Origin of the sequence: Methanopyrus sp. SNP6 (assembly GCF_002201895.1) — an archaeon.
Classification (GTDB): Archaea; JAADCQ01; Methanopyri; order Methanopyrales; family Methanopyraceae; genus Methanopyrus.
The window spans coordinates 1,007,971-1,032,913 of record NZ_CP019436.1 but is presented as its reverse complement, the minus strand read 5'-3'; the positions used below and the strand labels follow the sequence as shown (position 1 = coordinate 1,032,913).

Here is a 24,943-nt window from a genome sequence, read left to right as displayed (position 1 = left end):
CGCGAAAACCATACGGTCCCTAATCCGTGTTTTCCCCCAGTTGACGCTTCCGGTGGAACGAGTACACTCACGTTCCCGTTCTCCGCACACTCGGGGGCGGGATCCGTGTTCATCACCTCGAGGGAGATGAGGAGGATCGAGCTAAACTCGCGGTGGTTGGGTTTCGAAGAGGATTTCATGATGGAGAATGCCGGAGCTGGCGTGGCTAGGGTAGTGATCGAGGAGTACTCCCCGAACGACGTCTTGGTCGTCTGTGGTACAGGTGGAAACGGTGGGGACGGGTTCGTCACCGCCCGCCACCTGGACTCCGAGGGAGTGGACGTCGAGGTGCTCCTCGTGGGACGGTGTGAAACCGTCAAAAACGAGGCGGCCAAATTGAACCTCAGGAGGCTGGACCGCGCGGGGATTCCCGTCAAGGAGGTCCGAGATTCGGAAGATCTGGAGAGTGTCGATTTCGAGCGGGACGTGGTCGTAGACGCGCTCCTCGGGTTCGGGATCCGGGGACGGCTTCGCGAACCTGTGAGATCGGCAGTCCTTCGGATCAACGAGGCCTCTCGTGCGGGGGCGCGAGTAGTCTCCATCGACGTCCCTACAGGGCTCGATCCCGATAGCGGAGAGGCACCAGACGTCGCCGTCGAAGCGGACCTGGTAGTGTCGATACATCGGCATAAACGCGGCGTTCGGAAGCTACGGGACGTGTTCCTCCGGAGGGTGAACGCGGGGATCCCCAAGATAGCCGAGCAGATCTGCGGCCCGGGCGACCTCATCGCCTCGGATATCCTACGGCGCGATCCCTGGTCGCATAAGGGCCACCACGGCCGCGTACTGATCATAGGCGGCTCGCGGAAGTACATTGGAGCGCCACAGCTGGCCGCACGAGGCGCGCTCAGGGCCGGTGCGGACCTTGTCTTCCTGCTAACCGTCGACACGGTACCCAAAAACGACCCGAACGTCATCTACAGAACGGTCTCCGCGGAGCGGCTCGTGCCTGAGCACTTGGAGGAAGCTGACCTCGAGGACGTGGATACCGTATTAGTCGGGCCCGGACTCGGCGCGGACGCGGACTCCGTCGGGATACTGAAAGAGCTGGCGGAGTCCTTTGACGGGGTGATTGTCGTCGACGCCGACGGACTACGAGGGATTTCTGAGGTGAACGTGGATGACAAGTTCGTTCTGACTCCACATGCGGGAGAGTTCAGGAGGGAGTTCGGAAAGGAACTGGGGAGATCTCTCGAGGATCGTTCGGAAGTCGTCCGGCGGGTTTCGGAGGAACTCGGATGCACTATCCTTCTGAAGGGTAGGGTTGACGTCATCGGGTCCCCCGACGGCGAGATCAGGTGGAACGTCACGGGAACCCCGGCAATGACTGTAGGAGGCACGGGTGACGTACTCGCCGGGGTCATCGCCGGAGTCGCAGCACAGTGTAGGGAAGGGTTCGAAGCTGCGTGCATCGGAGCATTCGTAGTTGGGAGCGCCGGATGTTTGGCGGAGCGGAAGTTATCCCAGGGACTCACGGCGGAAGACGTCGCCGAGTACGTCCCGAAGGTTCTCAAAAATCCATGGGCGGCTGAGCCAGAGTCCATAACAGAGGTGAGACTGGGTTAACCTCACCTGGGGACCGCGTGGTCCTTCCGCACGGTCAGTAGAGGATCTCGAGCCGGTCGGCCGTCGAGACGCCGAGCAGTTCGGCAGCGCTTCCCTCTACGACCGCGATTTCAAGGTGGCCGGAAGAAGACCGTAGGACGATCAGATCACCGGAGTCCGCCTCCCCGTACGTGTGGACGTGCCTAGCATCGAAGGATTCCCCGGAGACGCGGACCGTCACGGTCTCGGGCAGGTCCACTTCTTCGTACCGGACGTTCGTGATGATGTTCCCGAAGTCATCCACAAACCACACCCGGGCACGCACGTGGCCGTCGTCCACTTCAGGTTCGGCGATCGGTGGCTCGACTAGTTCCTCGGGATCTAAGGGTTCGCAGAACTTCTCAGGACTCTCACCTGACGCCACTCGCGCAGCGGCTGGAGCGAATACGTCGCGTCCGTGGAAGGTAGCGGAGACTTCCCAGTCCGAGACCTCGTCCTCGAGGATACGAAAGGCCTGGGCGATTCCACCGAGTTCTTCGGCGAGAGGTATCAGGAGGCCATTGTCCGGTCCCACCAAGAAGTCCCCACGCTCCGTCTCCAGTAGAACAGCCCTACGCTCGGTCCCCACCCCGGGATCCACCACACCCACGTGGACGGATCCAGGCGGGAACCACGGACATGAGACCGACATCACGTAGGAACCGGCCACCACGTCCTGTGCCGGGACTTCGTGGGTTACGTCGACTATCTCGACGCTTGGGGCCGCGATTCTGAGAATCACAGCTTTAACCTGGGCAGGATACGGAGAACCGAGTCCGAAGTCCGTGGTCAACGTGATTAGACGCAAGGGGAACCCCCTTTGCAACGGATTATGATCGTCGCGTTCGTTCTACCGATCGTGGCGGTTCCAGGGTACGCGGGCCTCACGGGTTCGGTGTATCTGACGGGAACGCTGGCACATGAGTTGGGTCATGCTTTGGTGGAGGCGGAGTACTGCGGAGGCATTGACGGGGTTCAGATCGACCTGTTTCCACCGAAGATACTTTTTCACTGCAGGAACGGGAAGTGCGTAGACATCCATGTAGAATTCCCAATAGGATTCGTCACCATAGGGCCTTACGATCCGGGTACCCCAGAGGAGGAGCTCAGGAAGCGGTACAAGGAGGTTCTGCTGCTCTACGTTGAGAATCCGGTGAAATTTTTCGATAACGTCTCGCGAGAAGACGCGGAGGTCACCATGGCGGGCCCCGTGGTCGGTGCCCTGATATCGGCCGCGCTGAGTCCGCTGGATCCCCAAGGAGCGTTCGACTCCGCTTGGAATAACCTCCTCAACCTGATACCGGTCGAGATCCACGGTGCGCTGACTGACGGTAAGATCGCGTGGGAAGCCTTGATACGGGATCGGTACCCGGTGGACCGGTATCTCATCGAGCTCGGGCTCGTAACACTCTCGGTGCTGATCACGGCCGCTCAGTGTCCGCGCTACGCGCTAGAAACCGTCGAATCCGAGTTCGTACTCACGCTCGAGATGGCGCCGATAGCTCTGTTAGACGATTTGAGCAAAGCCGTGCTAGGCGGCCTGCTGGGCCTGACCGTGAAGTTGCGAGAGCCGTTCTTCGTCCCGGGTATCGGGGTCGGATGGAACCTCTCGTTGTTAGGTCCAGAATATCAGAAGTGGTTGTTCGCGTTACTCGACACGCTCGAGTGGTCATTAACGATCCCGTGGCTCGGCATGCCCTGGAAACTCTATGCCGTCATCTTGAAGCTGATAGATGCGACCGCGGACTTGGATCCGGGATACCCATCCTTAGGCAGCTACCTCGGTTATCTGAAGGTGCCGTTCATCGTGTTCCTCCTAGTGTCGCTCCTCCGACATCCACCATCCTTCTGAGGGGGTCTAAAGGGACAATTATTATGTGGAGGAGTTACCCTCGAGGAGACGGTCCCGCCTAAGAACAGATGAGGGCGGGCGTGCTGCGGTCCGGCACAATTACGCCCGGCGGCCGTGACCGGCCGTCTCGCAGCGGATGAACGGCCGTCCGACGGGCCGGATACACTTTCCCGGAACACGGGCCAGTGTCGGGATGACGAGCTTACCACCCCGGCTCCGAGCTCGTGAGGAGGGGGCCACGGTCCGACCGAACGGGGTCGGCACTTTGGATCCACACGAGATGATGCGACGGGCGCTTCAGGAAGGGGGCGTCCATCGCGTTCGGATGTCGGAACCTGGCCGCCGGCTCGTTGTCGACTCTGTCGGACCGTACCTACGATATCCTATCGTGACCGCTTTCGTGGCACGTCAAGACGATGGGGCGATAGTCGAACTAGTAGCTTTTCGTGATGAAAGCGTCGACGTTATCGAAACGGCTCTAGCGGTGGAACACTGGGAAAAAGGCCGTGACATTCTTGTGGACGCGAACCTAAAACCACTGGAAGACTTGTACGGAGTCGAAGCGGACAAAGAGGAGGTAGACCGGGTAGTGTACGCCAAAGTTCACCCGGAACTGCACAGACTGTTGAGATCCGAGTGGCTCAGCGTACGCTTCTTCGGTCCGACCGCGGAGATGGGATCAGGCGACGTACCTACGCTGGTGACACGAGGGTTGGGAGCACACATAGTCTCGGAACTACTCGGCAAGGAACCCGCGTTCATAGACGACGGCGAGAAGGCTCACCGGCCCTACCAGGAGGTACCACCGGAGCGCGTAGAATTGGTCCTCGCGGAGCTGACCGCACGAGGGTATGGAATCGTGTTCACTAAGCCCGCCGTCGAGGTCCTCTACACGCTCTGTCGTGAGGAATACGCGTCCCCAGATCGTGTGGAGTGGGTGTACCGGACACAGCGATCCTGGTGTGAGCGCCCGGAGAGCTGGCCCAGGCGATCCATCGCGGAACGAAACCTAGAAGCGCTCGAGTATGGGTTAAAACTACTCCGAAATGTCTAAACTCCACGGTACAGCCGCGCTCCCAGCTCCTCCGGCAGACCACGTTCTTCGATCTCGCGGGCGGCCCGATCGACGTTGTAAGCCACCCTGTGTACGTCCCAAGAGACTACTCTGCCGTCCGAGACTTCGAGGATACCGAACGCCGCCCGAGGATCACCATCCCTGGGCTGGCCTACGCTACCGGGGTTGAGGACGTAAGAACCATTAACATCGTCGCACATGGGTACGTGTGTGTGACCCGTGATGAGTACGTCTGTACCGGCCTTATCGACCAGTTTCTCCAGCAGTCGTCTGGGAGTGTGAGGAAACACGTACTCCCAGATCGGATCCCTGGGACTCCCGTGTACCAGGAAGATCGAAACCCCTTCCACCTCGAACCGCTCGGTCTTCGGCAACTTTGCCAGAAAATCCCGCCTATCCTCGTCTAGCTGGCGCCGAGTCCACTCCACGGCTATCCGAGCGGCGACGTTGAAGTAGGCGACATCTCCGGTGACGACGCCGTAGTCGTGGTTACCCATCACGCACCGGTCACACCGCTCGCGGACGATGTCCACGCACTCTACAGGTCGGGGACCGTAGCCCACGATATCGCCGCAGCACACCAACATGTCGGCCGACCGTACTTCCCGCAGCACCCGCTTCAGCGCTTCGAGGTTCGAGTGAACGTCCGATATCACAGCGATCTCTACCGTCATAGTCGTTCCACCTTCTTCCCTTTCTCCGAGGGTATGACCCTCAACCTAGCCCGCTCGAACTCCCGATGAAGTTCCTTGCCCCCGTAGAGCCGGTCGAGAAAGACTGCGAGCGCGGCCACCTCGGAGTGGGGTTGATGTCCTATGGCGACGTTGTAATCCGAAAGCTCGAAGACTTCGGCAGGAACCTTACCGGCACCCACGATCACGAGCAGTTCGTTCTCCTCTCGCAACTCTTCGATCACGTCGTCTACGTGCAAACCGTACATCGTGAGGTGGACCACGGATCCTCCAGAGTGTTTCCAATCTTTGATCACACGTCTCCAATTCTTTACCCACTGCACGGTGAAGGGGCCGCCCCATCGATCGACGACGTTCTCGACGGACTCGATCACCGATTCATCATGGTCACCCGAGATCAGCACACTGGCAGCTCCGAACGCCCGAGCCGTCAAACATACGTGCGTCGTGATCCGCTTGTCCCGCTCGCGCCGGTGTCCTAGTCTGAGAACTACCGTCCTCGGCTCAAGTCCCAACCTTTCAGCCCCTTTCGAAATTTATTCATCACCATGACCACTCACCACAGGGGCCTAGGATGCTTCCGATACTGTTCACGTTACTGCTGCTCGCTGGTTCTTCTCAGGCGGAGGAGCTGGGCCCTGCGGACGTCCCGGGTCCCGAGACCGCGCCCAGTCCACCGGCCCTCGCCCTCCAGTCGGATCACGCGTTGGTAGCTTGGAAATCCAGAGAGGGACTCGGCATAGCGGTGGCGAAAGCCGACGGTAGGGTACTAGTCAAGACTTGGATCAGGGCACCCGTAGCCGGCTATCCGGCTACGGCTCCGTGGCGTGGGGAACGTGATCTGGCAACGTTCGTGTTGACCGTACCGCTCATGACACCGGAAGGGCCCAGAATCGACGTCGATCTCGTCGAGTACAAGGACAACGTTTGCGCCGTACTGTGGACTGGACTGAGTGTCCAAGGCGACGCGGCTGTGCCGGTCCGGGTGGACGATTCCACCTTCGTGCTCGTATACCGGTGCGATGGGAAGCTGCGAGTGAGGGTGTTCGGAAACGTCGACGGCGTTTGGAGATGGATCACGGACGAGCAAGGTCAGCCCGTGGAGCTCGAGTTGTTCACCCCGGGCCCCGTCGAGAGGTTCTCCGTTTCGGTAGCCGGACGTCCTGTGACCACGTATCTCCTCGTGGCGTACGAGACTCCGGTGGGAACCGAAGTCGTAGCTGTTAACTTACCCGATCCCGCCCACCCGACGATCGACGGTGCTCCGATCACCGTCCCGGGGACAAGACCCGTTCTCTTGGACAACGTTCTAGCGTACGTTGGCACCGATGGTATACACGCAGCGCTATTGGTTAGAGGGACGACGTGGAAGGTAGCATCGGACGTGAAGGTCGCTGACGTTACCGACGTTCTGCCCGCGATCGTCTCGTACGGTATTGATCGATACCTGATCGTGTACGGAGGGTCCGAGTTGCGTGCCGCCGAGGTGAGGGTTGAAGGAACGAGGCTGGAGGTCGTGAGGGAGGGCACGCTAATAAAGGAGCCAGGTTATTCGCCGACCGGAGTCGGGGTGGTGAGGACTACAGAACATTCCCTAGAGGTCGCCGGGGTCATACTCGCCTTCTATGCGAGGGACGGTGAACCCACGGTCCACGTCGAGTACTCCGAAGGGCTCGGTAGACCTACACAGCATCGACGCAGGCCCGTTTGGATCGTCTCGTTGCTTCTCGCTGCATCGATAGGGGCCTACGTAGGCCTCAAGCTTCCGGTGTACGGGCAGTTCCTATGGCTCATAATCTCTCGAGCACGTCGCGAAGTTCCGAAACACGATCCGTAACGAACCGGCGTAACCTCATCCCTGGTGGGGCCTCCGAGGAATACCATTCGAGCGTCGACTCGACGGCGTCGATGACATCCCGTTCCGGTAGTCTGGTGACTCTATAACCTCCGACCAGGAGTTCCCACTCGTCCTCACTTACCGCTACCAGGCCCAGATCGTTCTCACTCGGCCGCGTGCAGCCACGAAGGCAACCCGAGACGGCGATCTTGACCTTGGCCGGCACCCACACGTCCACGAACTCTTCATGCAACTTCTGAGCCAATGGTACGGGATCCATGAGTGCGTTGGCGCACGTCCTGATGCCCGGACAGCAGGTCACTTGACGAACGCGAGGACCTGTTGATCCGGGTTCCAAGCCGAGCTTCCTGAGATTACGCAGGAGATCGTCTAACTTCGACGGCGGTACTTCAGGGATCTCCAGACCCTGTCGCACCGTGATATGCACTTCACCGCTCGCGTACCGTTCCGCGAGCTCCGCCACAGTTCTCAGTATCTCGGTTTTGATAAATCCCGGCGGAAGTGCCAGCCTCACCACGTAAGTGCCGTCAGGGGATTGAATCACTCCGGGTCGGACCTCGGAACATCCGCACGCTCCAAGGCATCCTTTACCGCCTCGTACCATTCGTCAAGCGCCCTAAGGACTATTTTCCTCGCTTCCTCAAAAGGTACCGCCTCGTATACGTACACGAACCCACCGCGCGGCCGGGTTTCCTTGCGACGCGTGACCAGACCCGCATATACCAGGCTTTTCAGTGCTTTTTGGACCGTCGTACGGTCGCGATCGAGTTCCTCCGCGAGGTCGTACACCGTAGCTTCGCCGTGCTCGAGCAGCGCGAAGTACGTGTCCACCTCGACGTCACGCAGTCCTAGCACGCATTTAAGTACGTCACGAACCGTGACGTTAAGACTTCGGACAGTGACGACGGGCACGTCCGCGAGCATTCGATAACCCCCCACCAGCTCAAGCCTAGTCGGAATGTATATATAGATCCGGCCTCACGTGGATGTGCGGAATGCTGTCACATCAGAGCACGGGGGGCACTACTTGGCAAAATTCGAGTGGAAACTGGCCGACGAAGTCGTCGAACCAGGCGCCTGCGCCTTCTGTGGCACTTGTGTCGCGATCTGCCCGGGTGGAATAATCGAGCTAACGGATGAGGGCCCACGACTCACCGAGGAGTGCGCCCGAAAGGGAACGGGTAATTGCCACGCCGTATGTCCACGTGTCGATACAGCGGCTTACCACCTCGGTCTACGTATCGCCGGCCGCGACTACGAACCTCTCACGGGCGGTTATCGGCGTGCGGTGGGAGCGGTCGCCGTTGATCCCAACCTCCGAGAGCTCGGTCAAGATGGAGGCGCCGTTACGGCACTAGCCCGATACGCCCTCGAGGAAGGTCTTGCCGACGCCATCGTCGGAGTGACCGCCGGCTCCGCTTGGAAGCCATGCGTTACCGTCATAGAGGATCCCGAAAAGGTGAAGGACCTAGCCGGGTCCAAGTACACGCGCGTTGGACTCGTCGAAGCCTTGGCTGAAGCCGCGGATCGCGGTATCGAGCGCGTACTCGCGGTAGGCCTTCCTTGCCAAGTAAACGGACTCGCCAAGATTCGACACTTCGAGGTCGTGGCCAAAGGCGCACGGGCCCTGCGCAACATCGACGGAAGTCCAGCCGAGAAGCTCCCCGAAGTCGTCGCTACTATCGGACTGTTCTGTACCAAGAACTTCGAGTACGGACACCTCGTGAAGCTCTTAAGGGAGAAAGGTGTCGACATTGAGGAGGTCAAGCGGTTCGAGGTCACTTCAGGTAAGCTCCGCGTCGAGTTATCGGGCGATGAGACAAGGGAATATGATGTGAAGGAATTCGAGGACGCCGTCCCCGAAGGCTGCCGTATCTGTAACGACTTCACCGCCAGACTGGCCGACGTCTCCGCTGGTTCCGTAGGAAGCCCCGAAGGAGTCACTACTCTCCTAATCCGCAGCGAGGTCGGTGAAGAGCTCGTTAAAGGTGCCGTCGAGTCGGGATACCTACGGCTCCGAGATGCGATCGACGGGTCGGAAGTGCGAAGGCTCGCGAAACTCAAGTGTGACTGGTCCATGAAGGAAGCGAAAAGCCGGCTGGAAGAGGGACGGAAAGTCCCACCGTTTTGGGTAGGAGATTACGGAGGCGTTATCACCCGTGCGGACGGTACCTTAGCGGTCCGACTAAAGGTCGGCCCCGGCGGCTGGGTCGATGACCCCGACGTCTTCCGGACGATCTCTGGGCTACTAGAGAAAGGTTACAGGGCCAAGTTCACCGACCGACAGCAGCTCGAGATCCACGGTATCCCCACTACGGGGATACCAGAAGTCGTGGAACGACTCCGAGAGGCTGGACTGGGTACGGGGTCCGAAGGCCCGCTCGTCCGAACCATCATGGCGTGCCCGGGGGAGGGTAACTGTTCCTCTGGTATCCTGAACACCGAAGAGCTCGCCAAGAATCTGGAGGAAGAGCTCGCGGAAGAACCCACCCCGTACAAGTTCAAAATAGCATTATCCGGGTGCACGAACAGCTGCGTTCGACCTCAGCACCACGACCTCGGTTTCGCCGGCGCCGTGAGACCCGGAGTAGACCCGGAGAAGTGCACCGGATGCGGACAATGCGTGGATTCCTGTAAGGTCGACGCGATCCGGATCATCGCCGTCGGAGGACAGGCGGCTGTGGCGGACACTGATTACAAGCGTTGTGTCTACTGCGGTAAGTGCATCAAAGTCTGTCCGGAGGAGGCAAGGTACGCTGAAAAGGAGGGCGTCATCGTCTGGATCGGAGGCAAGGGAGGACGGGAACCCGTCGAAGGAGCCAGATTGGACGTTTTCGCCGACCCCGATAGCGTACCCGCGATAGCCCGCGCCGTGATCGAGAAGTATCGGGAACTGGCGGAGGAACCGCAGAAAGAGCGGTTGGCCGACACGATCCGCAAGCACGGGCTTCGACCGTTCACCGAGGCGATCCGGCAGGCCCTCTCCCACTGAATTCCTTTAAAGAGCTCCTTTAAAGGCTGGCTAAGCCCCGTGGAATTGTCCCAATATCCGAAACGTACCCGAGAGGATCACCGAGTAACACGCACTTCAAGCCCCAGGGCACGTAGTCTCCGGAGTAACCCCTCGAGTGACTCCTCGCTGGCGTACTCGACCTCGACTCGTACACGTTCGCCCCGACGCTCGGCCCACAGCGCTCGCAGGTTGCGGCCGAGAGCGTCCACTACGGCTGCGACGTCCTCAGGGTCCACACCTGTGCGCACTTCTAGGACGGTGACCTTACCGTCGAAATGTGCGAGTTCTTTGGGGTTCCTAGGGAGGATCTTGTAACGGTCTCGTGGTAGTTCACGATTATCTAAGCGGATCGTATCCTGATCACCCGTAACCTCGCTCTCGAGAGCCTCGTTCGTGTACACGTCGAGGAGGATGGCCTCGATCCCGTCTTGGAGGATTCTGAATTCGTCGGACAGGTACGACAGGAGCTTGTCGGTACGACGCTGACAGGCTTCGAGATCGAGTTCTCGTGCGAGTCTCTCCCGGCTCTCTGCTATGTACTCGGTGAGGGTGTTATGGTCGTGGGCGAGCTCGTGGAAGCGTCTGAGGGCGCGGAGGAGCTCTTCACGGGCTTCATCACCATAGGGATTGAAGGCCTGAATCTCGGCGTAAAGACGTGGGTCCTGCCCTGCGATACGGCCCACGACATCCATGAGTAGGCGATACACGGGACTGGCGACCTCCTCGATGTCGAGCTCGAGACTCGGAAGGAGGCGGCCTATGGCGGCGCCTGCGGCGAGGAGGACAGCATGGGTAAGGCACTGAACGACGGCCATAGTGCGATCGTGTTCCTCCGGAGTGGTCTCAACGACTCGAGCGCCTTTCCGCTCGAGATAGCGACGAACGCGGCGGATCCAAGGACCACTACGCTCCGTGGGCGTAAGGATGACGGTCTGACCGCGGAGACTGGGGACCGTAGGGCCGAAGAGGGGATGAGTTCCGAGGACGTACACACCCTCGGGAGCGTGCTCGAGCATGGCGCGAACGGGACGAACCTTGACGGAGGTCACGTCGGTGAGGAGGGAACCCTCGGGAACGTGTGGTGCGACTTCACGGATGACATCTTCAGTTACGGAGATGGGGACGGAAATTACCACAACGTCGGCGTCTTTGGCGGCATCGACGTTGGTCGGGGCTGCTTCGACGTCGAGCTCGCGGGCGACGCGTTCGGCGGTGTGTGGGTTAGAGCCGGTGATAACCACCTCGTGACCATCGTCACGGAGCTCACGTGCGATAAGACGGCCCATGGAGCCGGTACCACCGAGGATCGCGATCTTCATCCTGTACACCCCTGAACACCGCGAAGGAACCGGATTATTCGGAGAACCTTACGCTCATCCTCTCGAATGTTGTAGAGGGCCTCGTGGAACACACCGTCCGTGAGGGGGACTGGGCGACTAAGGGTCGTGAAGGCGGTGAGCTGAAGCTGGAGGGCGCGGTCGCCGGCTTCGGTCTCGAGCTGCTCGCCCGGCCGGAGGAGGGGAATCTTGTCCTCGGGAAGCTCGGTAACGAGGCGGCCGAGTTCGGTGCCTGGGATAGGCTCGGCGAGGTTGATGAACACGTCGTCGAGGTTCAGCTCGGCGAGTAGCTCCTCGGTGGCTTCAAGATCGTCCTCGGTCTCGCCAGGATAACCGACGATGAACGAACCGGCGACACGAACACCGACTGTCCGGGCCAGTTCAACGGACTCGCGAACTTCATCAACGGTGATGCCTTTACGCATGGCACGGAGGATCCTATCACTACCGCTCTCGATTCCGAGGAAGATCCAACCGATCGTGTAATCGCGGATAGCCTCGAGAAGGCGCTCGTTCAGGAGATCGGCGCGAACGTCGGGGGCGGAAACGTTCTCTCGACCGAGGAGGTCCGCGAGGCGTTTGAGGAGCTCGATGAAATCTTCCTCGTCGTCGCCGTAAGTCGTGACGGTTCCCCCGGAGATCGCGAAGCGGCGGGCACCACCTCGCGTAAGCTTCCTAACTTCCTCGAGGACCGCCTCTATGGGTTTCCAACGGACACGGCGTCCGAAAAACTCTGGAACCTGACAGAAGGTACACGCACCTGGGCAGCCACGATGCGTCTCTATGTACACGTTCGCTCCGCGAATGTCTTGCCGACCGAGGTCGCGCGGAACCTTGAGTGGGCTAGGTCCATCTAGATCGGCGGGCGGTGGCCAGCCAGTGTCGACGATTTCACCGTTCCTCAGGAGCGCGATTCCCTCAACGTCTTCGAGGTCTCCCCCGTCCTCCAAGGTCTGAAGGAGCGGAGGGAGCCCCGTCTCCGCCTCACCTTTAGCCACGATCGCGTTGGGAAACCTCTTTAGAACGAGCTCCGGAACTTGAGAAACTGGCCCACCGACGATCAGGGGTTTACCGAACTCGTGGGCCTGGCGGGCTATCTCCAGGATATTCTCATCGAGGAGGTGTAGGGTACTGTGGAGGGATAGTATCAGCACGTCCGCCCGTTTGAGGATCCCAGGATTGGGTGAACGTCGAAGTATAGTACTATGACCGCGTTCCTCACAAACTCCAGCGACTACCATGGCTCCGTAGGTGTAATACTCTGGGGAGATAACCAGGATCCTCATCGTTCGCCCCTCACCTCCCGGACGTAGACGGTATGACCCATGTCGGACTGGTCCATCTCGCGGAGGCGGTCGAGTCCTTCCACAACACGGCCGATGACGTTCGTACCTTCGAAGGTCTCGCCCGTAGGACCGTATTCCTCGCTGTCCTCGAGCCGAACTCCAATGAGACCCGAGTGAGGTTTAGCCTGGTTCGTGACCCCAAGGACGCCGGCCTCAACTCGATCCTTCGGATTGTTCTCGGGTGGAAGCTTCTTTCCGAGCTTTTCGTCCCCTTCGAACACGATCATTCCCAAGTCTGCGTAGGCGAAATGAACTTTGAGACGACCTACCGGTCTATCCAACATCTTCGCGACGCGCCTGAAGTACTCGACGGAGCGGGGAGCGTTGTCCTCGTAGAGCTCTATTTCGATAACTTCGTCCTCAGGGGCCACTTCGACCCGGGCTTTCCTCTCCTTGAGTACGTTCAGAGTCTCCCTAGGCTCCTGATCGACCACCACGTCGCCATCACCGTTCACTTCGAGCTCAACGTCGAACTCTTCCGCCAGCTTCCTGGCCTCATCAACGGTCAGCCCGACGAAGTTCACTCGGGGAGGATCGGTTTCCACTAGGACTCGATCGCCCTCGGTCACCACGTCGAGGAGCTCCATTCCACGGCGAACCCTACCTACGACGTTGTGGCTCTCGACGGGAGTCCGGTCACGTCGGTACACGTATATGACGCCTTCGTCGACACCTCGATTGCGTACGGTTACGACGCCGCGTTCACGCATGTCGACGTTCTCCTCGGGCAAATCGTAGAACCGACGTGGCTCGATCGATGTGAACGTATCCGTTCTGAACTTAATCCGAAACCGACCTTCTTCCATCTCCAGCGTGTTGAGCAGGTGCTCGGCACTGACCGGTGCGTTTTCCTCGAGTTCTATCTCCACCCTGGTAATAATCCGGTCACCGGCCTCGAGTCCGTCGTCAAGAGTGACTTTTGAGACGACACGTTCGGTGACGCGCTCAACAACGGGCTCCACGTGTGTCACGCGCTCCCCACCACAGAGCTCATCGACCAGCTCCCGACCAGCCGTTATACGGCCCTGAATGTCGGTACAGATGTACTCGACGGCCATCCGGCGTTTGGTGATCAGGAAGTAGGCTTCGGAGGGATCGTTGGTGGGTAGGATCAGGATCGTCGTATACGGAGGAACTTCGACACCCCGACGCGTGTGGAACTCGAGATCGGAAATGTCCACCGGACCCAATCCAACCTCGTCACGAGTCGTCCAAGAGACGGAGATTCCAAGCAATTCCTCACAAACCTCGCTCATTCGCTCGTCTTCGACGGCCACCGTTATCGGAAGTTCTTCGTCGCCTGTCTCGAGCATGATCCGAATCCTATCGGTCTCGCGCTCGACCTTCTGTTCACCTTTGAAGACGGCGATCGTGACGTCTTCGGGCACACTGACCCCCGCTACCTCGAGCGCATCGCGAACAGTCGCCTCCTCGGGTACATCAACCGGTTCCCCGTCGACGTATACCCTCAACGCGGAGACACCCCTAGGATTCTGTCCTCTCGAAAGTCGAACACTCGAGCACTTTCGTCACCTTCGGTCACCTTGACAACACCGTCCTCCGTCACCTCGCCAATCACCGACACTTCCAGCCCGGCATCTGACAACACATGCTTGATCGCACGGACATCACGATCACTGTCCACCGCGTACACGAAACCCATTCCGGGATACATTTTCAACCACGTGGCCATGTCTACGTTTTCAGGTTTTGGGATGTTGTCTAACCACACCTCAGCACCGAGACAACCACTGGCTTCGAGCATCATGGCGAGAGTTCCGACGAGGCCCGGGTTACTCACATCTTTACCAGCTTTTACGAGCCTAGAAGCTTCGGCTACAGCTTCCATTTGCCTCCTGAGGTAGTCAGGATCCTTCATCGTTGTCGTATCCCAATTAAGAGGATACTCCGGATAGGGCCGACCGTTGAGATCGATGACGAAGACTATCAAGTCACCCTCCTCAGCAGTAGAACTGAGCACGAGATGCTCTTCGTTGGTGATCCCCACTATCGCCGCATCTACTGCGGTGTAAGGAGTGTCCGGATGTGTGTGTCCTCCGAGGACCGGTGTGGAAAACTTCCACGCGCCCTCACGCATTCCTTCGAGGATTTCACGACACACGTCGACGTCGGACGTCGAAATCACGTTAACGAGGCCGACTGGCCGGCCACCCATCGCCAGCACGTCGTTCACGTTCACTAGGACCGCACAGTACCCTGCCCACCATGGGTCCCGATCGATTAGTTTACCCCAGATGCCATCTGCTGCGATCAGTAGTATATCGTCTCCTACCTTTACCGCCGCGGCGTCCTCGCCCACGTCCGCGATAACCTCTCCCTCGAATGTCACATCGAGCGGCTCTAAAAGACCTTCCACCACGGTCTTCACGGGATACTTCCGGGTAACACCCTCGAAGGACCGAAGCTCGCGGGCGAGTTCCCGGAGGTTCAAGGCCGAACCCCCACCGATGACGAGAAGTCGCGGGTCCGAGTGGTGAGGAACCCAGCTCACGCTGAGGTCTCTTTCGCCTTGTGGTACACGCACTTGAGAACCTCTTTTACGCACTCTTTCACCTCTTCGACGAGATCCCCAGCTGTCACGGGGGGATCGAGCACCTTCACCTCTCGGCCGCGAAAGAATCGTTCTCGAACCAATTCCCCGGCATCGTCGTCCCGCTCACACACAAGTAGAGCCATTAGGTTCTCGGAGCCGCGCAGGGATTCGCGCGTATCGTCACGAACCCACCCGTCCGGGTCGAGATCGACGATCCCTATCACCCAGACTCCCAGCCGATCACCTAGCTCCGCACACACGCAAGTCGTATCGTCACCGACGGAGACGACAGCATCCGATCGACGCATATCCTCGACCTTACGCTCCGCGTCGTGGTCGATGAGTAGAATCCGGCGGATCCTTGCGGGTCCATTCTTCACCCTCCTACGCTTCGGCTCAGTCCTCCTAAGTCTGCGGTCCGTTTTCACTACCACGCGCTCGGGATCCACCTGGCCGAGGCGCTCTACGCCTTCCGGCTTGATCCTACCGCCACGGATCTCCACCAAGTACCCACTATCATCGAACACCAGCTCCACGTTCCGAGACTCGGCGACGCCTACGGTGATTCCGTTCACTAGAATGAGATCACCTGGCTCGACACAGGCGATCCTACGGGATCTTCCAGTCTCGCCACCTTTATCGGTCCGAACCGTCCTAACCTCGGTGATCTCCAGCCCCAAATCCTTCTGGAGGTGCTCAGCCACCTTCCGCTCCACGTCGTCAGGGTTCCATAGGACAATACCACCGTCGGGCTCGCCCGGGCGCTCTACCTGTACTAGCGAGTCGACGCCTTCGGCCCTGGAGAGTACCTGTTCCGCGAAAGCGAGACCGCTTTCCCGACTTTTGCCGTGGTTCGTGAGGACTAGAACGTCGGCCCACTCGTTCAGATCGGACAAGCACTCGCTCGGTAGCTTCCGATCGAACTCCACTACGGAGTCTAGCCTCGCATCTAAGAGCGCCACGTAACCGGTGGTACCTCCGAGCTTAGCACGGACCTCACCTAGCCTTTCCAGGGAGTGAAGGATACGCTCTGTCCATCCCGTGTCGATAACCGTGGGACCGTGGATCACGAGCCCTACTCGGATCTCGGAGACCCCCTTCGTTATCTCACTCGAAACGATGGGAACGACGGGGGTAGGAGTCAGCGAGAAACCGGGGTTCTACCGATCACGACGACCTCGATGGTTTGGTTAAAATGACCGGCGGGACCCGTCTCGAGTTGTCCGTGCTCTCCGTAAGTCTTGAATCCGACGACCGGTACGTCGTCGCCCACTACCTCCCGGATTGCGTCGTGCTGTTCGTCACAATCTCGATGAGCACAGTCGAACACCAACACCAGCGCTATCTCTTCGGGTCCTCGGATGTCCGCTCTATTCATAGCCCGCTCCGTGACGCGTCGCGCAGTTTCACGCATGTTCTCCTTGGTCGGTTCAAGTCGGATTATAGTTCCAGCCGCCGGTGGTCTTGAGTGGAACACCATCGACCCGTCGTCTTCAACGAACGCCGGCTCGCGCACGATTATCTCCCGGCCGAAAATCTCCCATCCGAGCGGGTTCCACATGAACACGGAGTCATCGAGTCTCTCGACGTCCTCCCCCACCACTTCGGAGTAATATTCAGCGGCGGGTTCGCCGTCGAACTCCACGATCCGACGCTCCTCGGGTACGGCTTTGGTGATCGGGAACTTATCCTCATACACCGGCTCGAATCCACATTCTAGGGCCCCGCCGATCTTGAGAGCTGTAGATCCGAACGCTATCACAGCGGACCCTTCGGGACACAATGTACGTCCTTCTAGCACGTACGTACGCTCGAGACGTAAATCATCGCCGGCCGCCCCACCGTACACTTCCAAGAACTTGTACTTCTGAGCCACCTCGTTGATGCCATCCATATAATAATCGATGGCTGGAACTAAGCCTTCAACTAGCTCGATCATGAAATAAGGAAGAACTTTGACAGGCTTCCCTTCCCTGAGGCTCCTGAGCATGGTGTTGAAGTTGATGTCGAGGCAGGGACCGGGATCACGTAGTTTCTCCATAGCTCCGAGTACGAGGTTTCGTCCGATCTCCTTAGCGTGCTCCGGGTCTTCACGCTCGAAGGTAACGCGATTCGTTTCCACGGATAGGTACGGACTGTGAATTAACGTCACGGTGACTGTACCCGAGGTGTACCCATCCGGTGTGAGCTCACCGGCCGTCGAGCACCCTATAATCCTACACTCTGCCGAGACATTACTAATAGCACTTTCGATCTCATCGACATGCCTGGGTGAGAAGAACACCAACCCGAAGTTGGGGGAACCCGTCAGCTGATCCATTGCGTCTTCCACGACCGTGTACGGATCCTTCCCGTAGGCTACACCGACCTCTATAGCTTCGCGCTTCATACCGGCTTCCCCACCTTCGTGGTCGCAGTTAGCTTACCGTTCCGTAATCGACGCCTCTGGGTTTATAGCGTTTTATCAAGTTAAGTAGGCTAAGGAGGTGGGTGCGACCATGGAGCGTGGTAGACTCGTCTACGAAGGCAAGGCGAAAAGCCTCTACGAACATCCGAAAGAGGGAGATCTGCTCGTGATGGAGTTTCGAGACGATATTACGGCGTTTAACATGGAGAAAACGGACACTATCGCGGGTAAAGGTGTTTACAACTGCCTGATCTCAGCGCGATTGTTCGAAGTACTCGAAGACGCTGGAATACCAACCCACTACGTGGAACTCGTCGACGAGCGTCGCATGGTGGTGGAGCGCTTAGACATGTTTAACTTAGAGGTCATATGTCGCAACATAGCGACGGGCAGTCTAGTGGAGCGACTACCGTTCGAGGAGGGTGAGAAGCTGGATCCACCGATCATCGAATTCGACTACAAGAGCGACGAATACGGAGATCCAATGGTGAATATGGACCACATCCGAGCGCTGGGTTTAGCTACGGAAGAAGAAGTAGAACGCATGCGGGAGATGACTCTGCAGGTGAACGAAGTACTCTCCAAGTTCCTGGAGGATCGCGACATCATCCTTGTGGATTTCAAGCTCGAGTTCGGAGTGAACTCGGACGGAGAAGTCATAGTGGGGGACGAGATCAGCCCCGACACGTGCCGGTTCTGGGACGCGGAGACCGAGGAGAGCCTGGATAAGGACATCTTCAGAAAGGACGAAGGAGATGTCCTGGCTGGCTATAGGGAAGCCGCCGAGAGGATCTTGCGGGGCGATGAGGAGAAGCTGGCCATGCTACCGGGGTGACACGGTTGGTAACCGTTGAGGTTCGCGTGAGCTTGAAACCGAAGGCATTGGATCCAGAAGGTGAGACCGTGAAAAGGGCGCTACACCGACTGGGATACGAGGAGGTGGAAGACGTTCGAACAGCCAAGATCTACAGGATCGAGCTAGACATCGACGACGAAAAAAAGGCAATAGAGATCGCCGATGAGATGTGTCGAAGGCTACTCGCGAATCCGGTCGTCGAAGACTACGAGATCGAAACCGTCGAGTGAGCCCCTCGGTGTACTTGGGACTCCCCACCACCTCGGTCCCGGGGTAGATCATCATCGGGGGCCTGAGTTTGGTCCGCGTGGCCATCATTAGGTTTCCCGGCACGAACTGCGATCTCGAGATGGCATGGGCGGTGAAGCTCGCTAGTGGAGATCCGGAGTTCGTCTGGCACGAAGATGGTGGGTTAGAGTCCTTCGACGCTGTGATCATTCCGGGTGGATTCACCTACGGGGATTACATCCGAGCGGGTGCCATCGCCGCGCTATCCCCGATTCTAGAGGAGATCCGAGAGTGTGTAGAGGAAGGGCTCCCAGTGCTGGGAGTGTGCAACGGAATGCAGATACTAGCCGAAGCGGAGCTCATCCCGGGTACTCTCACGGTCAACGTCGGGAACAGGTTCATCTGCGATTGGGTCTACTTACGCGTGGAACGTACTAACACCCCGTTCACGACCAAGTACGAAGAGGGCGAAGTCATCCGAGTCCCGATCGCCCATGCGGAGGGTCGGTACTACTACGAGAACCCGGAGGAGATCGAGGATAACGTGGTGTTCAGGTTCTGCGGACCAGACGGAGATGTCTCAGAGGAGTACAACCCCAACGGCTCCGTCGGTTGTATTGCAGGAGTTGTGAACGATGATGGGAACGTCATCGGAATGATGCCTCACCCGGAGCGCGCGGCTCACAGTCTCCTTAACTCCGATGACGGTTTACGGTTGTTCGAGTCGCTCGTCGAGTGGTGCCGATCCTGATCTAGCATCGTCATCCATCGACAGTGTCGAGTCCGAGACGAGCAGTGAGCCTGGTCGGGATGGCGACGAGCGCGAGGTCCAGTACCGGGTTGCCCGCCCGTCCGACGCCATGCGGCCGGGATTAGCACGAGAACATCAAATTCTCACTACTCTCCCACGACTTTCATCGCTATCCTAGAGAGCCTCATCTGGTGTCCCCACGCGCCTTCCGCCTTACCCTCTTGGGTCCACCGTCCGAGTATCCGGCGGATCTTGGACGAGAGCGGTGCTGGTTCCTCCTTCTCCAGCGGTGTTTTGGGCAGTGGCATGAAGTAGTGGAGTCTGACTTCACCACCTCGCTTAATCACCCACCGTGCGAGTTCTACTGACGCTAACTGGTCCTCCTCCGTCTCCCCGGGTAACCCGAAGATGAAGTCGACCACAGGTTTTAGACCGACTTCAAGCGCCTTCTCTACGGCCACTTCGACGTCCTCCACAGTATGCCCTCGCTTGATCCTCTTGAGTACTCGCTCACTCCCAGACTGAGCCCCGATGTTAACACGCTCGTTGTCCGCGTAGTGAGCTATCAGTTCAATGGCATCCTCTTTGGCGATGGAGTCGGGTCTGAGCTCCGACGGAAAGCTACCGAAAAACACCTTTTCTAGACCCTCAACCGATCGGAGTGATCGCAGGAGACGCTCAATCCGATCCGGCTTCAGCCGGACACCGTCGGGTGACCCGTAGGCCAGGGCATCCGGAGCGACGAAGCGAACGAAGGTGTGACCGTACCGCTCGACTCCCCTCCTGACCCAACGGACCACATCCTCAACGGATCGATGTCGTGGCTTCGACCCGAAGAGTCTGGTGACCTGACAGAAGGCACAACCCCAAGGGCATCCTCGGGTGATTTCGAGGGGACAGAATATGCGAAAACCCTCGGAGTACGGCGGAAAACTGTCCAGATCCCCCACCCGCGGGGCTGGTTGGGGTTTCCCCTCGCCTAGGTAAACGCCGGGGCGTTCCTCAGGTTCCTTACCGCGAACGAGTTCACGGAGTATCTCCGGGACTACCTTCTCCCCCTCCCCGATCAGGACGATGTCGAACCCGTGATCGAGACACTGGTCCGGTCGGGCCGATGGGTGTGGACCGCCCGCCAGTTTTACCACGTCATCATGGAAACGTTCCACCATCTCGAAGACTTCGGGTGCCATGAACGTGTTGAACGAGAACACCACGACGTCCCCGGGCTTAGGATTCGGGTTCCTGGAGACCTCGATGTACGGGATTAGCTCGGGAGCACAGGTCTCCACAGCCCCGAGCACATGCGCCAGGCTGTACTTATTCTTCGAGCTCAAGTAGAACCAAATCCTCCTCACGACAGATCCCCCGGGAAAACGATCAGTCTGGCCTCCTCGTCTTCCACCCGAATCACGGCGTCCACGAAGGGGTCGTCCAAGACGTACCTGAGCAACGTGGCCCCAAATGCCGTCGCGCGCAGTTCCTGAAACCCGCCCTCGACGACTCCTAACCGGCCGTTAGATGATATAGCCGGACTGTATTCTCCGTCAGAAACCCTAGCTTCACCTATGAAGGTCTCAAACCTCGGGACTCCGGGATCGACGCCGTAACGTCTACGAGCCAATCGACGAGCCTCCCCGTAGGAGTTCGCTCGCCTGTACAGCTGATCCGCATCTCGGGCCTTAATTCCGCGGCTGGAAAGAGCTGCCACGAACCAATCGCGCCGGTACATCGAGTCGGGAGATTGGTTTTCCGGGACAAGACGCTCGACACACCAGCTTAGGGCGATCCGAGCGATCTCGCCCGAGGTTACGCGACATTCGGTGTTCGCCAACGCGAGTCGCGTGAGCACCGAACCGTAGTCAGCCCTGCGGAGTGCTCCCCAAATTTGACGCTCCGACCTGAAAGGACGCCCTCTGAGGATCTCCCGAACGGCGATGGTATTGAGGTGTGCGATACTACAGAGCTCGTAGCTCGGCGCGCGGTTCAAGACGTCGAGAAGCTCCTTCCGCTGGGCTATTGGTGGTGTTCGTTCCCTGAGGTATCGTTCAAGTTTTTTGAACGTCTCTCTGGGCAGATAACGCCTAACTTTTCCAAGCGAATCGGGTGAATAACCGGAACGCCGGAGCGCGGCTCTTATCTTGCGACCGGAATACTCTTCGAGCTCCGGAACAAGGAGTAGTTCGACGTCCGTTCCCAACTCTCGGTTCACGTACTCGACTGCTGCCAACCATCGTACCACATTACGGTCCGGAACGTTTGGAGGGATGGAGAAGAGGTCACCTACCTCCAACACCCTCTCGACGTGCTCACGGAGCCGATCGAGGTCCCGCGACGGTCCAGCGTCGAGGATGATATCCACGCCCTCTTCCGCCATGAGCCTGACTCGCACGGGGACCGTGTAGGCAAGTGGAAATCGCTGGTGGTACCCTCGGACCGGTATCACCTCGTCTGCGCCGAGCTCTAACACTACTTCGCGGCGTAAACGGTACGGTAGAAGAGGTGGGGTATGGTGCGCGGTGTAATCAGCGTTGAGGAACACCACGACTTCGTCGCCGAAGTCTCGAGCACGGTCTAACAGGTAAGCGTGTCCCAGGTGGGGCGGGTCGAAGTCGGCGGCTATCCCGATAACGGTCACTGTTCCACCCGCCGGACCTTCTCGACCCACATGAGGGGATAATTAAGCTCCTCGATAAACTCGAGCTTCCCTACGGCTTCCCACTCCCCGCACCTAGTTACAATCGTAACTCGTAGGTTCCGGCCTGAAACCTCCGTGTACCCACCGTAGTTGTCAGTGTCCTCAGACGATACGTCTACCTCCACCCGAGCATCGATTACACAGGGTTGAAGTAGGGCAGCATGTTCGATACACTTAGCCACCTCCTCCGCGGTGCCAGGTGATACAGGCGTGCCGCAGAACTGATGATATATAGCGCCTAGCGTGATTCCAGCCTCGAATATCGCGCGCTCCCGATCGGATAGCCTCTTGAAATACTTCAAGTCGGGGTCTTCCCCCTTGGATGAGTTGATAAAAGACTTGGAAGAGGGAGCGGGAGAGAAGGGAGAGTTCCTCGCGGAAATCGTCTACGAGCGTGCGGACTCTCTTGAAGAGATGCTGGAGTTGCTCGAGGATATGGGCATGGAGGGGATAAAAGTTGACTTTGCGGGCGATAAGGAGGACCCAGAAGAAATAGTCATCACCGTAGAGACGACGGTTACGGTGGAGTTCTACGAGGAGAACCCCGAGGTTAAAGAGGAAATGGAGTTTACCGAGCCAGCCTGCGAGCTGGAGCAGGCCTTATTCCGAAAACTAGCGGAGCTTAAATACGGTAAGAGCATGGAAATCGAGGAGACGAAGTGCCAGCTGGTGGGCGACGACGTCTGTGAGTTCCGTATAACGCCGAAGGGATAGGGATAGTTAGATCTCCACCCCCAGTTCCTTCGCCGCTATCCTTACATCCTTGTCGCCCCTCCCCGACAGGTTCACGACGACAACGTCCCCACGGTCTAATTCACCTTTCTCTACTAGCTTTTTCACGTAATAGATAGCGTGTGCGGATTCGAGCGCCGGGAGTATCCCTTCGGTTTCGTTCAGTATGACGAAACCACGCAGCGCTTCCTCGTCCGTCACGGCGTCGGCGGTGACTCTACCTTCGTCCACTAGAAACGCAAGCTCCGGACCCACTCCAGGATAGTCGAGTCCAGGTGCGACGCTGTGTGTCGGTCGGATCTGGCCGTGCTCGTCCTGGAGGACCTTGGTCAGACAGCCGTGGAGAACTCCAACTTCCCCGGCGCACAGCGAGGCCGAATGCTCGTCAGTGTCCAATCCCTTGCCACCGGCCTCGACGGCGTAGAGCGCTACTTCCTCATCGTCCAGGAAGTCGTAGAATATCCCGATGGAGTTACTGCCTCCACCCGTACACGCCACGATCGCGTCTGGAAGACCTCCCTCTAACTCCATGATCTGATCCCTCGTCTCCCTGCCGATTACCCGCTGAAACTCGCGGACAATCCACGGGTAAGGGTGCGGTCCGACGACGGAACCCAAGAGGTAATGAGTAGTCTCGAGGTTCGTTATCCAGTCGCGCAGCGCTTCGTTGATCGCGTCCTTGAGTGTCTGCGTTCCGGCTTTCACGGGGTGGACTTTGGCCCCCATCAGCTCTATCCTGAAGACGTTGTGTTTCTGGCGCTCTACGTCGATGGCCCCCATGTAGATCTCGACTTTCTTGCCCAGCGCGGCCCCGGCCATGGCGGTGGCGAGCCCGTGTTGTCCGGCACCGGTCTCCGCGATGATGCGGTTCTTACCCATACGGTCGGCGAGTAGGGCCTGGCCTAAGGTGTTGTTCAGCTTGTGTGCCCCACCGTGGACCAAGTCTTCGCGCTTGAGGTACACCTTGACGCCGAGTTTCCGCGACAGGTTCCGTGCGTAGTACAGTGGAGTCGGGCGCCCTGCGTATTTCCGCCACAGTTCGTCGAGTTCTTCCCAGAACTCTGGGTCTTCACGCGCTTCTTTGAACGCATCCTCTAGTTCCTCCAGCGCGGGCATGAGTGTCTCCGGCACGAAACGCCCTCCGTACTCACCGAAATACCCGTTCTCGTCCGGGTACCTGTCCACGTACCGTCCCAATCGGAGTCTCCCCTACAGTCTCGAAACGACATCCTCGAACCGTTCTTCACAGATGCTTTCCGTGATGGCCTTACAGGCCTCCTCGAAAATCCTCGCGCCGGCGTCTAAGTCTTCCGGGGCGAAGATCGACGAGACAACTATCGTGATGCCTGTCCCGTACCTGCCGGCTAACCTCAGTGCCCTTTCCACACACGCCCTGGTGAAAGAGCGACGCACGACTGTTCCGAACGTTACCGCAGGAGCTCCGTGGGTCTTAGCGACGTCGTAGAGTGTCCCGCCCGTAGCCGTAGCGAACAGGAAGACCTTACCCGCCGGATCCACCACGTCCTTAATCCTAGGACCTGCGTTAGGCACGACCTCCCGGATTTCCGCCCCGACGTCCTCAACGCCTTTCCTAGCCAAACTCGCGTTATCTTCGCCACCATCTACCACGAGTACTACATCGCATCCCTCTTCCACGGCTATCTTGCCAGCTTCCCGGCCTCGCTCTATCGGATCAACGCCTTCAGGTGTCTCCGCGAAGGGGTATTTAGCCGCGTGCTCACCCGAGAGGACCCGATAAGCACTATCGGGAGCCGCTCCTATTATGGCGACAGCTCCTTCGCGTAAGGCGACCTCAGCCGCAGAAGAAGTGTTCACGACATCCACTACCACGATCACGTCCCCGTGCGAAGCCGCCTCGGCGGCTCCGGTGGCTCCGATCGTCATTTTGATCGACATCATGACG

The 24,943-nt window shown here is 58.7% G+C and carries 25 protein-coding genes; 9 read left to right on the top strand and 16 right to left on the bottom strand.

Annotated elements, in window-relative coordinates:
* Nucleotides 1-105: 105 nt before the first annotated feature.
* Complete coding sequence (locus BW921_RS05745) at nucleotides 106-1,605, top strand: NAD(P)H-hydrate dehydratase (RefSeq protein ID WP_148688941.1); 1,500 nt, start codon at nucleotides 106-108, stop codon at nucleotides 1,603-1,605.
* A gap of 34 nt (nucleotides 1,606-1,639) precedes the next feature.
* Here BW921_RS05745 and BW921_RS05740 read toward each other — a convergent pair whose 3' ends face one another.
* Nucleotides 1,640-2,431: an S-adenosyl-l-methionine hydroxide adenosyltransferase family protein gene (locus BW921_RS05740; RefSeq protein WP_168168793.1), complete on the bottom strand. Its 792-nt coding sequence runs from the start codon at nucleotides 2,429-2,431 to the stop codon at nucleotides 1,640-1,642.
* Between the two features lie 12 nt (nucleotides 2,432-2,443).
* Between BW921_RS05740 and BW921_RS05735 the strand changes: the two genes are divergently transcribed.
* Both BW921_RS05735 and BW921_RS05730 read left to right on the top strand, forming a co-directional pair.
* On the top strand, nucleotides 2,444-3,475 hold the full coding sequence (locus tag BW921_RS05735) for a hypothetical protein (protein WP_148688939.1): 1,032 nt from the start codon (nucleotides 2,444-2,446) through the stop codon (nucleotides 3,473-3,475).
* 265 nt (nucleotides 3,476-3,740) lie between these two features.
* A complete protein-coding gene (locus BW921_RS05730; protein ID WP_148688938.1) occupies nucleotides 3,741-4,529 on the top strand; it encodes a hypothetical protein in 789 nt (262 codons plus the stop codon).
* On the opposite strand, the gene BW921_RS05725 is transcribed toward BW921_RS05730, so the two are convergent.
* Both BW921_RS05725 and BW921_RS05720 read right to left on the bottom strand, forming a co-directional pair.
* Nucleotides 4,526-5,224, bottom strand: a complete 699-nt coding sequence (locus BW921_RS05725) for a metallophosphoesterase (protein WP_148688937.1) — start codon at nucleotides 5,222-5,224, stop codon at nucleotides 4,526-4,528. The two genes, BW921_RS05730 and BW921_RS05725, sit on opposite strands and share 4 nt — an antisense overlap.
* Entirely contained in the window at nucleotides 5,221-5,757 is a 537-nt protein-coding gene (locus tag BW921_RS05720) for a tRNA (cytidine(56)-2'-O)-methyltransferase (protein WP_148688936.1), read from the bottom strand. The genes BW921_RS05725 and BW921_RS05720 overlap by 4 nt, the downstream gene beginning before the upstream one ends.
* A gap of 59 nt (nucleotides 5,758-5,816) precedes the next feature.
* On the opposite strand from BW921_RS05720, the gene BW921_RS05715 reads away from it, so the two are divergent.
* Nucleotides 5,817-7,079, top strand: coding sequence for a hypothetical protein (locus tag BW921_RS05715; protein ID WP_148688935.1), 1,263 nt, complete (start codon nucleotides 5,817-5,819; stop codon nucleotides 7,077-7,079).
* Here the strand turns inward: BW921_RS05715 and BW921_RS05710 are convergent.
* Both BW921_RS05710 and BW921_RS05705 read right to left on the bottom strand, forming a co-directional pair.
* Nucleotides 7,033-7,704, bottom strand: coding sequence for a hypothetical protein (locus BW921_RS05710; protein WP_148688934.1), 672 nt, complete (start codon nucleotides 7,702-7,704; stop codon nucleotides 7,033-7,035). The two genes, BW921_RS05715 and BW921_RS05710, sit on opposite strands and share 47 nt — an antisense overlap.
* Nucleotides 7,641-8,024, bottom strand: coding sequence for a helix-turn-helix domain-containing protein (locus BW921_RS05705; protein ID WP_088335939.1), 384 nt, complete (start codon nucleotides 8,022-8,024; stop codon nucleotides 7,641-7,643). The genes BW921_RS05710 and BW921_RS05705 overlap by 64 nt, the downstream gene beginning before the upstream one ends.
* 103 nt (nucleotides 8,025-8,127) lie before the next feature.
* Between BW921_RS05705 and BW921_RS05700 the strand changes: the two genes are divergently transcribed.
* Complete coding sequence (locus BW921_RS05700) at nucleotides 8,128-10,092, top strand: Coenzyme F420 hydrogenase/dehydrogenase, beta subunit C-terminal domain (RefSeq protein WP_148688933.1); 1,965 nt, start codon at nucleotides 8,128-8,130, stop codon at nucleotides 10,090-10,092.
* Nucleotides 10,093-10,169: 77 nt separating this feature from the next.
* Here BW921_RS05700 and BW921_RS05695 read toward each other — a convergent pair whose 3' ends face one another.
* The 6 genes from BW921_RS05695 to BW921_RS05670 all read right to left on the bottom strand — a co-directional run bounded on the left by BW921_RS05695 (nucleotide 10,170) and on the right by BW921_RS05670 (nucleotide 17,739).
* Nucleotides 10,170-11,432, bottom strand: coding sequence for a prephenate dehydrogenase (locus BW921_RS05695; protein ID WP_168168792.1), 1,263 nt, complete (start codon nucleotides 11,430-11,432; stop codon nucleotides 10,170-10,172).
* Nucleotides 11,429-12,736, bottom strand: a complete 1,308-nt coding sequence (locus tag BW921_RS05690; RefSeq protein WP_148688931.1) for a methyl-coenzyme M reductase glutamine C-methyltransferase — start codon at nucleotides 12,734-12,736, stop codon at nucleotides 11,429-11,431. Before BW921_RS05690 ends, BW921_RS05695 begins: the two co-directional genes overlap by 4 nt.
* A complete protein-coding gene (locus BW921_RS05685) occupies nucleotides 12,733-14,268 on the bottom strand; it encodes a methanogenesis marker 3 protein (protein WP_148688930.1) in 1,536 nt (511 codons plus the stop codon). The genes BW921_RS05690 and BW921_RS05685 overlap by 4 nt, the downstream gene beginning before the upstream one ends.
* A complete protein-coding gene (locus BW921_RS05680) occupies nucleotides 14,265-15,248 on the bottom strand; it encodes a methanogenesis marker 2 protein (protein WP_168168791.1) in 984 nt (327 codons plus the stop codon). Before BW921_RS05680 ends, BW921_RS05685 begins: the two co-directional genes overlap by 4 nt.
* A gap of 56 nt (nucleotides 15,249-15,304) precedes the next feature.
* Nucleotides 15,305-16,420 carry a DUF2117 domain-containing protein gene (locus tag BW921_RS05675; protein ID WP_168168790.1) on the bottom strand — a complete coding sequence of 372 codons (1,116 nt, stop codon included), beginning with the start codon at nucleotides 16,418-16,420 and terminating at the stop codon, nucleotides 15,305-15,307.
* Between the two features lie 71 nt (nucleotides 16,421-16,491).
* Entirely contained in the window at nucleotides 16,492-17,739 is a 1,248-nt protein-coding gene (locus BW921_RS05670) for an FIST signal transduction protein (RefSeq protein ID WP_148688927.1), read from the bottom strand.
* Nucleotides 17,740-17,848: 109 nt separating this feature from the next.
* Here BW921_RS05670 and purC point away from each other — a divergent pair, with 109 nt between their 5' ends.
* The 3 genes from purC to purQ all read left to right on the top strand — a co-directional run bounded on the left by purC (nucleotide 17,849) and on the right by purQ (nucleotide 19,592).
* Entirely contained in the window at nucleotides 17,849-18,592 is a 744-nt protein-coding gene (gene purC, locus BW921_RS05665; RefSeq protein ID WP_148688926.1) for a phosphoribosylaminoimidazolesuccinocarboxamide synthase, read from the top strand.
* Entirely contained in the window at nucleotides 18,589-18,843 is a 255-nt protein-coding gene (gene purS, locus BW921_RS05660) for a phosphoribosylformylglycinamidine synthase subunit PurS (protein WP_088335930.1), read from the top strand. The genes purC and purS overlap by 4 nt, the downstream gene beginning before the upstream one ends.
* Nucleotides 18,844-18,911: 68 nt before the next feature.
* Nucleotides 18,912-19,592, top strand: coding sequence for a phosphoribosylformylglycinamidine synthase I (gene purQ, locus BW921_RS05655; protein WP_148688925.1), 681 nt, complete (start codon nucleotides 18,912-18,914; stop codon nucleotides 19,590-19,592).
* Between the two features lie 146 nt (nucleotides 19,593-19,738).
* On the opposite strand, the gene BW921_RS05650 is transcribed toward purQ, so the two are convergent.
* The 3 genes from BW921_RS05650 to BW921_RS05640 are packed head-to-tail and all read right to left on the bottom strand — an operon-like array spanning nucleotide 19,739 to nucleotide 22,589.
* Nucleotides 19,739-20,947: a TIGR04013 family B12-binding domain/radical SAM domain-containing protein gene (locus tag BW921_RS05650; protein WP_168168788.1), complete on the bottom strand. Its 1,209-nt coding sequence runs from the start codon at nucleotides 20,945-20,947 to the stop codon at nucleotides 19,739-19,741.
* Complete coding sequence (locus BW921_RS05645; protein WP_168168787.1) at nucleotides 20,944-22,227, bottom strand: adenylyltransferase/cytidyltransferase family protein; 1,284 nt, start codon at nucleotides 22,225-22,227, stop codon at nucleotides 20,944-20,946. Before BW921_RS05645 ends, BW921_RS05650 begins: the two co-directional genes overlap by 4 nt.
* The gene (locus BW921_RS05640) at nucleotides 22,224-22,589 is read right to left on the bottom strand and encodes a dihydroneopterin aldolase family protein (RefSeq protein WP_168168786.1); all 366 of its coding nucleotides are present in this window, start codon (nucleotides 22,587-22,589) and stop codon (nucleotides 22,224-22,226) included. Before BW921_RS05640 ends, BW921_RS05645 begins: the two co-directional genes overlap by 4 nt.
* 16 nt (nucleotides 22,590-22,605) lie before the next feature.
* On the opposite strand from BW921_RS05640, the gene BW921_RS05635 reads away from it, so the two are divergent.
* Nucleotides 22,606-23,001, top strand: coding sequence for a V4R domain-containing protein (locus BW921_RS05635; RefSeq protein WP_148688921.1), 396 nt, complete (start codon nucleotides 22,606-22,608; stop codon nucleotides 22,999-23,001).
* Nucleotides 23,002-23,007: 6 nt separating this feature from the next.
* Here the strand turns inward: BW921_RS05635 and trpB are convergent, their stop codons facing one another.
* Both trpB and BW921_RS05625 read right to left on the bottom strand, forming a co-directional pair.
* Complete coding sequence (trpB, locus tag BW921_RS05630) at nucleotides 23,008-24,216, bottom strand: tryptophan synthase subunit beta (protein WP_088335924.1); 1,209 nt, start codon at nucleotides 24,214-24,216, stop codon at nucleotides 23,008-23,010.
* Nucleotides 24,217-24,228: 12 nt separating this feature from the next.
* Entirely contained in the window at nucleotides 24,229-24,939 is a 711-nt protein-coding gene (locus BW921_RS05625) for a hypothetical protein (protein WP_148688920.1), read from the bottom strand.
* Nucleotides 24,940-24,943: the final 4 nt, after the last annotated feature.